This is a genomic window from Methanothermobacter crinale (assembly GCF_055397825.1).
In genome coordinates, this window is record NZ_AP042450.1 from 1,289,186 (window position 1) to 1,302,635 (window position 13,450).

Sequence of the window (13,450 nt, forward strand, 5' to 3'; positions counted from 1 at the left end):
GTGTTGTAACATAAAAAAGAGAATGTTAGGATATCTTAAAGCTTTCTATTATTTTCTTGAGTGTGGCCAAATCACTTTGCGGACTACTATAATATAATTGGTATCCTTTGCTTTCATCTATTTTTATATGTACCATGGTAAAATACTTGCCCCCCTCTCGGTATTGGAGGAGTGCAGCGTCTTTGCCAGCCACTTTTATACTTTCATCTTTTGATATGATCTGTGAAGGTTCAAATGATGATTCCGTTATCTGTAACCATTCACTTGGTGATCTCACATAACCACCACTTGTTGCTGTTAATTTTAACACGGCAAATTCTTCTGTATCGTTCCCAAGGTATGCTATAACACTTGCTGCTCCATATTCTAAAATAGGAATAGAAGCCTCCAACTCACTTATGGATTTGTTCTCCCAAGTTCCAGGGTACTGGAATGTTATACCATCTCCTGAAAAAGTCTTTTCAGAAACCCCTGTGCAGCCAAATGCAAAAGCCACAACCACTAATATTAGGATTGGCAAAAACTTTTTCACAAAAAACCTCCCTCTAACTTGATAATGTTATTTTTTTGCATTCCCAATATATAAAAATTTGTGGGGGGGAGTTTGACCTCTACGAGTAGATTGATGAAAATAACCTTTATTCACTTACTTGAAACATGTAGTGACTTTTTTCTCATTTTTATCGATTCCCGTGAACTACTCTTCTTTTACGGAAGGAGGTTTTCTGATTCTGCTTTCATGGTGTCGAAAACCCCATTTTACAGAGACCCCCACATCATAGACAATGATGTACCAGAATATCCCACATGAATAGTATTTTTTGGGTTTTTATTTTTCTCCCCCTCTGGAAGGGAGGACCCTCCATCCGCAATAATTAAAAAAAGTTTTTAGGAAGGGCACAGTTTATTGTGGAAGGATATCATCTCTTCCATTATAGTTTTCCGTGCCCTCCAAGGAAGTAACCAGTGCCTATGAGCGCTACTATGGCTATGATCCCTGCTAGTGCATAGAATGGCATCTGACTTCCTGAACCGCCACTTGGAGAAGCGGCAACCTCGAAAACTTTACCGGTTTTCCCTGCAAATCCGCTTCCAGGTCCTTGATTTGCGCCTGCAGCAGTCCCTGGGGAGCTGCCAGACGCCCCGCCAGAACTGCCTGCTCGTCCCTGGCTGCCTGTATAACCAGGACCCACACCAGAAGATCCCACTCCAGACTGTCCAGGCATGCCTGGTTGTCCAGGAGATCCCGTACCAGGAACCGTTATTTCAGCCCCAGTAGCTGCTGCAATTACCCCTGCAAATTTTTGGAGGGCCGCAGAATTCAATGATGAAACACTCACAAGCCACTGATTAAACACGATATTGCCACAAGTATGGTGACAACAGGCAACACCATACTGGTTTACCATGTTTATATATTCATTGGCTAGGTATGTTATAGTATCACTTTTGGGGTTCCAGTAGCCTTTCCTTGCTGTTTCAAGCAGTCGTGCTATGATTGAAGTTCTTGCATAAGGGTTTGCATTATTGAAGAAATCACTGAGACCTAGATTATAGGTGTCCATTATGTATATGTTAGTTACCTGGTCCCATGTTGATCCCTTCACGAGACGGGGGTTTGTGACTTGCCACATCCAGAGGTTTTCTATGAAGGAGTCCATGTACCTGGCGCCATCATAGCCGTTTTCCATCATACCTTTTATCCAGGTTGGGTTGAAGTAGCGGCTTAAAATGTCTCTGTTGAGGAATTGTGTGAATGTTTCGATTTTCGCTTCGCCCCTGAGATTACTTATATACATTGATGGTTGTGTCCCTGAAACCTTTTCTATTGCGAGGCTAAGACCGCCTAGGTATGCTGCCACCATTGGATGTTCTAGTGCGCCGTAAAGGTTTGAACTTCTACTGAACATTGAAACTTTTATTTCCCGAAGATTTTCTTCAAAGACACTTGGGATTTTCACCCCCCAGGTATCGGTGCTGTAGGCGGCTGACATTCTTTCAATGTAAAATTCTGCAAGTTGCATTCTTTCTTCCCATGTGTTGCTTGCTGGTATGGCTTCTTGGAGTCCTGGTGAATAGGCTCCTGGTTCTTCCGAGAATATTCTGAGTAGTGAAAGTTTCCTGGCTTCTGATCCATTGTAACCTTCAGTTTTGAGTTTTTTATAGATTCTCTCGGAGTTGACTTTAACATAATTGGTGGTATCATTGGCTGCTGCAGCAAGTTTTATTGCCTTGTCAAGGAGGTTTATAAGGTCCATGTGAAGGTCCCTGTAGAGGCCGGAGGTTATGATTATAACGTCGATGCGCGGCCTTCCAAGGTCGCTTATGAGTTCAACATCTTTTACTCTACCCTTTGTGTCCCATACTGGTTTGACGCCTAGTAGGTATAGTATTTCTGATTCCATGACTCCTTGGTGCCGCATTGTTTCACAAGACCATAACACATATGCGACTTTTGTCGGGTATTCTCCATGTTCTTCTAGATATTCTTCGAGGAACTTGTCTACGAGTTTTTTCCCAGTTTCCCATGCAACTTTTGTTGGTATGGTTCTTGGATCGAATGGGTAAGGGTTTCTTCCGGTGGGTAGGGCTTCCGGGTTCTTTATAGGGTCGCCTCTGGGGCCTGGGGTCATGTATGCGCCCTCGAGTGCATTAAGTATGCTTGTTATTTCATTCTTAGATTCTAGGATTCTTTGCTTGTAATCTATTGCAAGTTCTAGGTATTCTGTGATCTCAAGTGTTGTATTGCCAAGTATTTTGAATTGAGCCTCCTCGGCTGTGAGATTATTGAATATCATTTCTTCGAGTAGGCGTCTTGATGTTTCCTTGTTAATCTTGTCTGGTAACATGGCCTGTAGTAGCTGTATTAGTTGGTCGCCTTCAGGGACAACACCGAGTGTATGGGAACCATATGGCATGTAACTGACCTTGATATCCTCAAGATATGCTGTGACTTCGTCAATAAACTCTTCAAAGCTCGTTTCTGGATAGTATTCTAATCCTAGACCTCTTGTTTGGTTAATGATTTCTTCTTTGTATGCTTCCTTTAGTGTGGGGTCTGTTGTTTCCCTATAGGATCTGATGTTATCATATAAGCTTGTTAGGTTTCCGTAGAGGCCTGCCGGTAAGAGTACTGGTGTCATGAAGTTTATGATTAGCATGTTAGCTCTCCGTTTGTCGAATATGGCTGGGGCGTCCATTGGCAGCACGTGTATTATTGGAGTGTCTTGTAATAGTATTGCACCCCAGTCCTCTGCTGAAAGTCCTGCCTGTTTCCCTGGCATTAATTCCACAAGACTAAATATTGAAAGTATTGCACTTGCATTATAGACTTTATTAATCCACCAGTAGAATGCGAGTAGTTGGTGTGTTGGCGGCAACTTACCAGTATTATATAAGGTGTTGTTATCTTGTAACCAACCCCATACTGGTTCCGGGGCAAGTAATATGTTACCAAACTCTAATATGGGTATAACAATATACTTTCCTGTGCCATTAGTATAGACCATGATCTGTCCGGGTGGAGGTCCCCAAGCATCTATCACTTCTTTTTTCTTGTCTTCTGGGAGTTCATTGAACCATCTTAGGTATTCTTCTTCACTTATTAGTATAACTTGACCTTCTTTAACCCTTTTTTCTAGTTCTCCAGGAGCCCATGTGCCGATGTTGCTGCCTATTTCTGCCATTAACTTTGCTAGTTTATCCTCAGATGGTAATAGTTCTTTGCCAAGGTAGTATCCTCTTTCCTTCATGGCTTCTAGTAATCTTTTCAAGCTTGCCGGGGCGTTCAAGTAGTAGTCAATGTCAGCACCAATATTCGCTTTACCGCCACCTTCACTATAGTAGGTTATTATTATCTTTTTGAGGTTATTTGGGGTCTTCTTGAGTTCTGCCCATGATAATGCCCTGTCCACTAACCATTCTATCTGATATTCTATTGGTTTATTGTAAATGATCCCTGTTTGGGGATCTGTTTCCTTTGCACTTATCACTATGGGTTCTATTATCCCATCCATTTCTGCGAATGCAAGTTGGTAAAGTTCACTTGATGGAACGCCTTGTATGTTGTTTTCCCAGTCTTGTACTGTCATATTAGGCGAGAATAGGCGGATACCATTGATGACTGTTACATTAAGTTTCTTAAGGTCTTCAATGCCTTGGGTCCAATTCCGTGAATTGAGCAGTCCACCTCTTGAGATTACTATTGCAACATCTATTATGGGTTTACCATCTAATAGAAAGTATTCCAGTGATTTAGGGTCTCGGTAGGTATATGTTGCTGCTATTACATTAGCTTTTTTTGCCTCAAAAGATCTTATAATGGCATCTAATAGGGGTCCGTCCCTTGCCATGTCAGTATACTCTGTGGTAATTATACCGACTGTTGGGGAAGTTTCATTATATTTTCCTGTGTTCTTGTACCATTGTAGATAACTAGTAAGGTTGCTGAATATTTCAGGGGCTTCTGGATGGTATATTCCCCATAGTGGTCTTTGTATTGGCGGCTCTATTGCGGCTGTGTAGTTGCAGAACGAAACTGCGAGGAAAAGAGTAAGGCGTTTTAAGTTTTCATAGCATGTGTAGTTTAAGTATTTGAGTGTTTCAATGTAGCGGGTGTCGTTGGTGTCAACATTTTGTAGGTGTAGGATTGGAGCATAATCTTGGCGTGATGATGGGTCTACGCAGATCATCACATATGATCCATTATTTTTTGCTGTTTCGACCTTGTCTTTTAAGGCTTCCCATACTGGTGCTGAAAGGCCGCTTCTTGTTCCGAATATTATAATGTCTCCTTTCACTTCATAGGTGAGGTTGCTGTCTGTTCTTCCTGGTTCTCCCCTTATGTTTATTTTGTCTTTGATTGATGGATCCTCTGCTACTTTGTTGATAAGGGCTAGTTCGTTTGGACTGGAGCTTATTATGAGAATCTCTGGAGCTTTTGTTGTATTTTCTTCTGCGGATACTGTTCCCATCATGCAGAATATGCCGATACAGAGCAGAAGTAATACTATTTGTTTCATATACACCACCCTTATTAAAGTTCACTTTAAAATATATCAAGAAAACTTTATAAAATAATGGGTATATAAACTTTACCACACAAAGGAAACCCCCCACAACATAAAGATTATCAAAAACGAATTTTTAGTTAGCCTTTTTGAGTGATGTTTAACTTTAGACAATTTTAACTTCATAGCTGGGGGAAGTCTCCCCTTCTATAGGGAGGGAGATAAAAAGCTAAATTGTAGATATATGGAGTGTGATAAAAGCGACTTTATCTATGGCTAGGGAAGGTCCAAACTACACTTGTGAAGATGGAATCCCATAGCTGAAGCAGAAAGCCCCCTATGGAAATTGGGGGCAGTTCAAGGTTTCTATTCTCCGAAGAAATAATCCCATATGACGAACCAATCAACATCCAGGAATTGAAAGTTTTCAGGTTTGTGAAAAATGAATTAAGACTTTTCCCCTAACCGCTAAACAAATCGTGACATGGCTCATGAGGCAAGTACAAGAATATAAAAAATTTGGCAAATACCCAAATCTAAGAAGTAAACTTTGCACGTAGAGGGGATTGTCCACTCGCAATATAAAAGAGGCTATCATTTCTGTAAAAGTATAACAAGAGAAGATTCCTTTCTTAAAGGGATTTTTTTTGATCGTCTTTTTTTTGCTTTTTCTTTTGCTCTTTCCATGGCCCTTTTCAGTTTTTTAGTGTCTATTCCTTTTTGGGAGTATTTTTGGTACTTTTGGATGAACTTTTCAACTATTCTTTGTTTGCTTTCTCTTTTTAGGGTTGAAGTGCTGTCTATTATGAAGAAGCATATTTCTCCCAGGTCATGGATGGGATCTCCATAAAATGAATCTTCAAAATCAATCCCGTATATTCCTTTCTTTGTGAATATAAAATTTTTAAGGTTGCAATCTCCCTTTAATATGGACTTTCCATTGTATTTTATGTTATGGAGCTTTGATAGCCATTTTGCGAGGTCTTCAACCCAGTTTGTATGCGTGTAGATTTCTTCTCCTATTGTTTTGCCATTTATAAATTCCATTATTAGGATGTTTTTATGGGAGCTAATTATTTTAGGCACGTTTAATCCATGTTTTTTTAATTTTTTGAGATTTCTTTCTTCTATGATTCTGCAATTTTCATTTTTGTAAATTTTCAGTATAAACTCTTTGTTTTTGTATTTAATAGCATAGACGTCATTTCTTTTGCTTTCAAGTTTCTTTAAAAGGGGGTGTATCAAAGTATTTTTCTCTCCTTCAAGGTTTTTTCAATTGTGTGTTCATTTTAGATCTTTAATTGTCTAGAAATCGCTCTTTCCGGTTTTGATGTTATATTATATAAATTTTTTGATTGGAAGTTGTTTCGTTAACTTTTTATAGTTCTATTTGTTAATATACGAAATGCATAATATTGCATTTCGATTGGGGAGGTGAGAAAAATTAAGAAAAGAATAATACACTTTCTGATGATATCAGTAATAGCTATTGCACTCAGTGGACACGCCTCAGCATCTGATCTGCAAAACATTACAGAAAATATAGCAACAGACGCGCAAAACACACTAGACTTACAAGATTCACAAAATACATTATTAATAACCACGGCAGGACCATCGAAGTATAAAAATTCAACAACAGAAGACGCTCTACAAACCGTAAAAGACAAAATCCCTTTACAATATTCAAACATACTCCAACTAAACAAACCTAATGATCCGGTTGAATTCACATTCGTCAAAAAAGAAAACAACAATACTTACGCAATAAAATACACAATACTTGAATCAGGATGGGAAAAAACGCAAAAATTTAACATAGCAAAGATGACAGAAGCACAGTTCACAGTCGCCAGCAGAGAACTAGGATACGACATTCTAACCATCGCAAGCGCTTGGACAGCAGGAGCACCATTAGACATGCTGAAAATCGCAGCATGGACTGGTACGATCAACGATGGCCTTATAAGTGCATATGCAGCGACTAAACAATTCATACAAAATTATCCCCTTGAATCAGATACAACATCATATCATATAATAACATCCGTAGGCGGCGACGACGATGATGTTCCTATGTTCTTCATGGATTCCACACCACTCAAACGGAACGGCAATTACTACAACTTCAGATCAACATATACAAATGATCCAAATGAAAACATCTACATATGGTGGGATGCAGATTCAAAAACAGGTAAACTAGTTTATTGGACAATAAGTGACAACGCAAAATACAATGGTCCTAGAGGAACACTCACAGAACTAAAACATAACCTAGAATTGCTCACATTACTTTCGACCAAGCCAGCTTCTCTCTACAAGATCCTGAAAGTAGCCACAATCAATGATGAACAATTCTCACATTTATGGTCTACAGGAATAGACAAAGAATATATAAACAGTTTACCATCTCTAGAAACCATGAAGACAGACATTCCAGTCATGCCAGCAAACGATTACAATAGCTTTTACGAAAATGGGAAAAAAGCAGTTGAAATAGCAAATCAAGCATTCAAAGAAGCTGGACTCTCACCACTTACCAGAGAAGATCTTCTCATAACATCCGCCGGTTACTCACAAAGCCTAGGATTAACCTATGCAGCCATCGACGGTGTGATAGATTCTACAGGAATGCTGTTAAAAAATATTTATTCCCTTAAAAGATGTGCCCAGACACCACTCTGGTATGTTTTCGTGAAAAAACCGACGGTTGCGGATGGGCCTTTATATGCAGTTTTCATCGATTCTGAAGGGAAAATAAAACCAGTACTCTACAATGGTACAAATTATAACGTTTTCGATATCAGCGCCAAAAACCTTGAAGGAAACAAGGGAACAGAAGGCTGGACAAAATCTCTTGCAGTCTACGAAGCATACAAGTACGACATACCAAGCTATGCTCAACAAGATTATTACATAGTTAGCCTTGCAAACCAATGGGCAATCGGCATGCCATATGACTTCAGGTTAGCAGCCATTGGAGGCGGCTGTCCAGGTTCAGGGTTGACACAAGGATATGTAATAGCAGATCTCATAAAAACATGGCTGCCATTAACAGGAACACAATATTATGTATACATTGGAGTACCAGCCCATTGCAAAGAACAAGCTATAATGCAAGTTCTTGGACTTTCAGCTGCTAAAGGAACATACCATACCACAGGTGTTAGAGATACAGCGGCATTACCATCATCACAGGGTATAGCGATAAGATGGGATCCGTTAAAAAATACAGGCAAAGCGATCCTCATAGACTATAACAAGAAGATTCTAACCAGTATACAACCTTATAACAATAATTACTACCGGACAATGTATTGGGCTATGTGGTACATTACAAGCGCATTCCCGGGAAAAGAGCTTTACACCAAACTACGAGAAGCATACAGCATCAAAAAGGAAACTACACTCACAAAACCAGAGTATTGTCAATTATTGGCGGCTGGAGACCCTGTTGAATACCTATTAAACTTCAAAGATGTGACACCCCCAGAAATTATGGTAACAGTAAAAGACTCAACGGTCTACATGGATATCAATGAAGAAGGCAGCATCTTTTATTCAACAGATGGCTCAACATGGCACCAATACATAAATCCAATAGAACTCGAAAAAACAGCCACAATATACTATTATGGCGTTGATGTGAACGGTAACAGAGCAGAAACCCAACAGATAACAATCCCAATTAAAACTGAAGAAACGCAACCAACAACTCCAGTAATTTCAACACCCAGAGAAACTGAAGAAACGCAACTAACTCAGCTAACAACTCCAGTAATTTCAACACCCAGAGCGCAGCCAAGTATAACTCAGTTGACAAGTCCATTTGTAACAACTTCAGCTCCTGCTACAGCCCCAACACCTCAACCGCCTAAGAAAGCTTCACATACAAGTCCACATAAACCCGTCACAGGAATATCATCAACGTATTTGGCTTTAATCGCAATGCTAATCATAGCAGCGGGTACCTTGATTTACATCAAACGAAGCAGTATCTTCCATGCGATCAACAATGTTAAGAGCGTCCAAAAGGGCAAATAATTTTTTTCTCTTTTAATTTTTTTGAAGACAATTATTCATCTACATTTGAAAATTATATGACTCTCTTGAATTCAGTTTTTTACTCGGGTGGACTCTAGTTTTATGCTTTTTATTGTGTTAGAAGTGAAAGTCGCATAAATGGAGCGTGATAAAAATAGATTATCAGGGTGTGGACGGTTCAGAGTAACGCCTGTGAAGACCTATCAGTAGCTGGAGCACCCCCCAGGGAAATTGAGGGTAATATTGCTACAGTTGCTCTGCTATGAGCTGTTTCGTTCATAATTTTTCCAAGGGGAGTCTTTCAGCTTCACGGCTTCCATTATAGCGAATTAATTATTATTCAAGTTCTTCACTGAGAGCGAAAAGGCGTTCTGATAAAGGAATGGATCACCCCCAAATATTCTAATAGGTTTTCTTGGATTTTGTTATCATCAAATTCCAGTAGATGAGTTAGGCTTCCTCCAAGAATACCATAAGCCTTTATAAAAATCTTCAAGTGAGTATTGGCAAGAGGTAACCTGCACCTATTAGACCAACTATTGCAATGATGCCAATGAGTGCGTAGATGGGGCATCTGGGTTGTCTCTGAATTGCCCTGTGCTGATGCTGCCGCCTCATAGGCCTTTGCATTACCCTTTTCAATGAATGATGCGGATTCTGAGGCAGACTGTGAAATTCCTCCTGAACCTGAGGCCCTTGAAGATTTCCCGGTACCCACGGAACCGGTCACACCGGGTGATACTGTCTCTGACCCTAAATGTCCTCCACTTCTATCGGTTGATGATGCATTTGTATCACCAGGGGGCAGGTCCTCTCCCCATGCAGCAGCCATTGTACGTTTGAACTTCTCAATTGCAGCACTGTTCAGTGTTGACAGGCTGACTATCCACTGATTCAGTACGATGTTTGCGCATGTATGGTGGCAGCAAACCACACCGTATTGGTTCACCATATTAATGTACTCGTTGGCCACGGATGCCTTTACCTGGTTTGATGGGCTCCAGTATCCCTTACGCATGGCTTTGATGAGCCTTGCAACAATTGAAGCCCTTGCATAGGATCTGATGTGCTAAAAATTTATTCAGACCCATATCGTAGCTGTCCCTCACGTAGATGCTGTTCACCATGTCCATGTGGACTCAGATACAAGTTCTGGATTTTGTGACTTGCCACATCTAGAGGTCCTCCACCAAGGAATTCATGTACCTTGCACCGTCATAGCCGCCTTTCATCATACCCCCAATCCATTTCGGGTTGAAGTATCTCTTTAGGAAGTCCCCTGTGGGGAACTGACTCATTCTTTTTATTTTTGCATCACTGCGCAGATTGTTTATGTACATTTTGGCCTTGAACCTGAAACCATTTCCACTGCAAGGCTGAGACCTCCGAAGTAGGCTGCTACCTTACCTCCATGACTAAACAACAAAAAAAGCACAACCCCCACAAAAGAAAATTTGTGAACTCTTCTCCAATCACTACTTTTAAATTTCAGGAACGCTCCGTTCATTTTTTACAATCTTGAACTAGCATTCAACACAATTTCTCGGACCAAAACCTGCATGAACAAAAAGCAAATTTATACTGAACAAGTCCTATCAACAAAAAAAAAAAACGCGGGCTAGCTACCACAAAGCTTTAAAACAATCGGAATGAAAGTCTCTGGTGATCTCCCAATTGATCGTCATGATCCAAACTACCAGAGCTTCCTCGAATATCTTTTACCCTTTCCTGGTTTTCCTTTTAAAAAAGTGCATTCCCCTTTTAATTTTTTGACGAATTGGAGCTTTAAACCTTTTTTAATAAAAACAAATCTTTTAAGATTTGGATTATCTACAGTGGATCCCCCTCTTTTAATATATTTTCTAATTTTACTTTTCTTTGGCTGAAATTTTTCCAAATCATTTTCCTTTATCTTTATTAGGCCATAACTATTTTCTGCAAGTTTGCCCCCAAGAGCCCCATAATCTTCTATTATCTTGAAAGTCTTGTTTAATAATCCAAACTCTATATCATCCATCTTTTTAAGTTCAATGATCTTAAAAATAACCTCATCATCTGATTCTTCGATATCTAATTTGAATTTTCTAGCCCATCCACTGCAACCGAATAATTCACAAGCGTCACAATGATTTTTCCCTTCGCACTTCTCTTTTCTGTTGTTAGTTGGATCACATGCAGTACCGTCCAGACTTCTTATAAGTGCTTCGTACCACCATCGCAAGCTACCAATTATTCCCGTTTCTCTAAGCACTTCTGACTTTCTTTGCTCATCACCTGTCCATAGCCGCGTTAAAGGCTTTACTTTTATCCTATAAATCATAAAAACTCCCCAAAGAAACTTCTATTTATTAAACTCGGGATCTTTGTCATTCCCTCAACTTTTTCTGGAAGATCCGTCCAGGCTCAAAACACTAGATTACACTTTTTATATAATATTCTGTTGTTTTTTTTTTTCGGTCTGTCATAAGTTTAGCATAGTTCTTCATCTTCCTTTTGCCAGGGAGGTGACACTATGCATAGGAAGGAGAGTATGGAATCGCCAATATTTTCGATGCATTGGACGGCCTTAGGTGGGATATAAATAGTGTCACCTACTTTGACCATCTCTGCTTCGTTATTGATATGCATTAGACCTTTGCCCTCTAGGATATAATAGACTTCCACAGACTTTAGACGGTGAGGTAGTGAAGCCTCTCCAACTTGAAGGATTGCATGGGCCAGGCTAAAATTCATCTTTAGACCTTTTCGTGGATGTAAAAGTTCGCAGAGGAGTGTACCATCTAAAACTTTGCCATAGGAGCAATCCTTTAGATTTTTAACAATCATGAAATGTTCCCCCCGTTAATGTTTATTAGGGGGGCGAAATTTAGATAATAATCGATGGGAGGTTTTAGCATGGATCTTGTTTTTCATTATGCTGACCGGGCTAAGGCATTCATTATAGAAGCATTCCGCCTATTTGAATATTATCAAAGATTAGAAGGTCCTGAATTGGACAAACTTATGCTGGAAATACTGAAAGGGTGTGAAAAAGAGATAGCACGGGGAAAAGCTATATGTTCAAAGACAAGTTGGGCAGAAGATTATTTTGAGGAGGCATCAAAGTTGGCTAAGGAGCTTATAAGGGATTTTAGCAGGGGTGATTATGAAAGAGTGGAAGAAGATCTTAGGGGTATATTGAATAAGATGACGACGTGCGCGGTCAAGGCAGAAACAGAAAACATAAGCTAAATTCTGGGGGTATTCTAACTTGTAAAAGTTATGATGGGTAGATTTAAGGCCTTTTTAAGATTATTCAGATTTTTTGGGGGGGTGTGCGTTTATCGCCTATTTGGGGAAAAGGCTTGTGGGGAAATGCTTACCTTATTGGAGTTCGTTGGCATGGAGACGGTTTATTTAGGGGTGAGGTGATTTTATGTGTATGGGGTGGGTTGATATTGTGTTCGTTATAGGGCAGTTTAACGAAAAAAAATTAATAAACCATTCAAAAATAGAAAAACATATAAAAAAAAACGAAATAGGTAATACAAAAGTTTATGGAGGGAATACACTCTTATGTTGATTTCTGTTATACTCCCAGCCTTTAACGAAGAAGGCGTTGTAGGGGAAAACCTATAAGGTCTGCAACGAATAGACTCTTGGGAAGAAATATTTCAGGAACATGCAATAAAATGGTAAGAAAGGGGGTATGGATGTCTTTGTCGCTTAACTGTTCAATAATGAAAGATGTTACTTTTATAATCCCGGCTTATAATGAGGAAAAGTCGATAGGTCATGTAATTGAGAAGATAAATAGATTATATCAAACTGATATTATAGTCATTGATAATAATTCATCTGATAGGACCGCCGAAATTGCAGAGGAAAAAGGTGCTCTTGTAGTAAAAGAAAAAAAGCAAGGAAAAGCCAAAGCAATTTTCACAGGTTTTAAGCATGTTAAAAAAGATTATGCTGTTATGATGGATGCTGATGGAACATATTCCCCAGAAGATTCAATCCTACTCATAAATTTACTTAAAAGTGAAAATGCAGATGTTGCACTCGGATCACGATTAAAAGGCGAAAGAGAAGATGGTGCAATATCCACGATCAATTTAATCGGCAATTTCATTCTAAGTTTAACTGCAAGCATACTTTATCAGCAAGTCAGCGACATCTGCACCGGGCACTGGGCTTTCACAAAAAAGGCGATCCAATACATTTTAAAAGAGTCGTTAAATTATCCAGGATTTGAACTCGAAGCTGAAATGTTCTCCAAGTTTTCAAAAGCAGGGTTCAAGATAGTTGAAGCTCCAATATCATATAAGAGGCGGAGAACCGAACCGAAGCTTTCATCAATTAAAGATGGTTTCAAAATTTTTAAAACACTCCTCATTGAAAGAATAAAATAAAGT

General features: G+C 39.4%; 11 protein-coding genes. 4 read left to right on the top strand and 7 right to left on the bottom strand.

Going from position 1 to position 13,450, the window contains the following annotated elements; translation table 11 throughout:
* Positions 1-25: 25 nt before the first annotated feature.
* Together ACZ5XX_RS07450 and ACZ5XX_RS07455 are read right to left on the bottom strand one after the other, a co-directional pair.
* The gene (locus ACZ5XX_RS07450) at positions 26-532 is read right to left on the bottom strand and encodes a hypothetical protein (RefSeq protein ID WP_464584019.1); all 507 of its coding nucleotides are present in this window, start codon (positions 530-532) and stop codon (positions 26-28) included.
* 400 nt (positions 533-932) lie between these two features.
* A complete protein-coding gene (locus tag ACZ5XX_RS07455) occupies positions 933-5,021 on the bottom strand; it encodes a cobaltochelatase subunit CobN (RefSeq protein ID WP_464584021.1) in 4,089 nt (1,362 codons plus the stop codon).
* A 327-nt stretch (positions 5,022-5,348) separates the two neighbouring features.
* On the opposite strand from ACZ5XX_RS07455, the gene ACZ5XX_RS07460 reads away from it, so the two are divergent.
* Complete coding sequence (locus ACZ5XX_RS07460; protein ID WP_464584023.1) at positions 5,349-5,474, top strand: hypothetical protein; 126 nt, start codon at positions 5,349-5,351, stop codon at positions 5,472-5,474.
* Positions 5,475-5,603: 129 nt separating this feature from the next.
* Here ACZ5XX_RS07460 and ACZ5XX_RS07465 read toward each other — a convergent pair whose 3' ends face one another.
* Complete coding sequence (locus ACZ5XX_RS07465; protein ID WP_464584025.1) at positions 5,604-6,254, bottom strand: phosphotransferase; 651 nt, start codon at positions 6,252-6,254, stop codon at positions 5,604-5,606.
* Between the two features lie 225 nt (positions 6,255-6,479).
* On the opposite strand from ACZ5XX_RS07465, the gene ACZ5XX_RS07470 reads away from it, so the two are divergent.
* Complete coding sequence (locus ACZ5XX_RS07470) at positions 6,480-9,056, top strand: chitobiase/beta-hexosaminidase C-terminal domain-containing protein (RefSeq protein ID WP_464584027.1); 2,577 nt, start codon at positions 6,480-6,482, stop codon at positions 9,054-9,056.
* A gap of 349 nt (positions 9,057-9,405) precedes the next feature.
* Here the strand turns inward: ACZ5XX_RS07470 and ACZ5XX_RS07475 are convergent, their stop codons facing one another.
* The 4 genes from ACZ5XX_RS07475 to ACZ5XX_RS07490 form a co-directional block, all read right to left on the bottom strand.
* Complete coding sequence (locus ACZ5XX_RS07475; protein WP_464584029.1) at positions 9,406-10,008, bottom strand: hypothetical protein; 603 nt, start codon at positions 10,006-10,008, stop codon at positions 9,406-9,408.
* Positions 10,009-10,231: 223 nt separating this feature from the next.
* Entirely contained in the window at positions 10,232-10,396 is a 165-nt protein-coding gene (locus tag ACZ5XX_RS07480; protein WP_464584031.1) for a cobaltochelatase subunit CobN, read from the bottom strand.
* 353 nt (positions 10,397-10,749) lie between these two features.
* Positions 10,750-11,376: a type III-B CRISPR module RAMP protein Cmr1 gene (cmr1, locus tag ACZ5XX_RS07485; RefSeq protein ID WP_464584033.1), complete on the bottom strand. Its 627-nt coding sequence runs from the start codon at positions 11,374-11,376 to the stop codon at positions 10,750-10,752.
* Positions 11,377-11,525: 149 nt separating this feature from the next.
* Positions 11,526-11,882, bottom strand: a complete 357-nt coding sequence (locus ACZ5XX_RS07490) for a cupin domain-containing protein (RefSeq protein ID WP_464584035.1) — start codon at positions 11,880-11,882, stop codon at positions 11,526-11,528.
* A 69-nt stretch (positions 11,883-11,951) separates the two neighbouring features.
* On the opposite strand from ACZ5XX_RS07490, the gene ACZ5XX_RS07495 reads away from it, so the two are divergent.
* Positions 11,952-12,287 carry a hypothetical protein gene (locus ACZ5XX_RS07495; protein ID WP_464584037.1) on the top strand — a complete coding sequence of 112 codons (336 nt, stop codon included), beginning with the start codon at positions 11,952-11,954 and terminating at the stop codon, positions 12,285-12,287.
* 488 nt (positions 12,288-12,775) lie between these two features.
* The gene (locus tag ACZ5XX_RS07500; RefSeq protein ID WP_464584039.1) at positions 12,776-13,447 is read left to right on the top strand and encodes a glycosyltransferase family 2 protein; all 672 of its coding nucleotides are present in this window, start codon (positions 12,776-12,778) and stop codon (positions 13,445-13,447) included.
* Positions 13,448-13,450 lie beyond the last annotated feature (3 nt).

Bases quoted from the DNA above. Each gene is read 5' to 3' on its own strand.
- ACZ5XX_RS07475 (WP_464584029.1), bottom strand. From the start codon at position 10,008: ATGGTGAACCAATACGGTGTGGTTTGCTGCCACCATACATGCGCAAAC.
- ACZ5XX_RS07480 (WP_464584031.1), bottom strand. From the start codon at position 10,396: ATGTACATAAACAATCTGCGCAGTGATGCAAAAATAAAAAGAATGAGT.
- ACZ5XX_RS07455 (WP_464584021.1), bottom strand. From the start codon at position 5,021: ATGAAACAAATAGTATTACTTCTGCTCTGTATCGGCATATTCTGCATG.
- ACZ5XX_RS07470 (WP_464584027.1), top strand. From the start codon at position 6,480: ATGATATCAGTAATAGCTATTGCACTCAGTGGACACGCCTCAGCATCT.
- ACZ5XX_RS07460 (WP_464584023.1), top strand. From the start codon at position 5,349: ATGGAAATTGGGGGCAGTTCAAGGTTTCTATTCTCCGAAGAAATAATC.
- cmr1 (WP_464584033.1), bottom strand. From the start codon at position 11,376: ATGATTTATAGGATAAAAGTAAAGCCTTTAACGCGGCTATGGACAGGT.
- ACZ5XX_RS07495 (WP_464584037.1), top strand. From the start codon at position 11,952: ATGGATCTTGTTTTTCATTATGCTGACCGGGCTAAGGCATTCATTATA.
- ACZ5XX_RS07490 (WP_464584035.1), bottom strand. From the start codon at position 11,882: ATGATTGTTAAAAATCTAAAGGATTGCTCCTATGGCAAAGTTTTAGAT.
- ACZ5XX_RS07500 (WP_464584039.1), top strand. From the start codon at position 12,776: ATGAAAGATGTTACTTTTATAATCCCGGCTTATAATGAGGAAAAGTCG.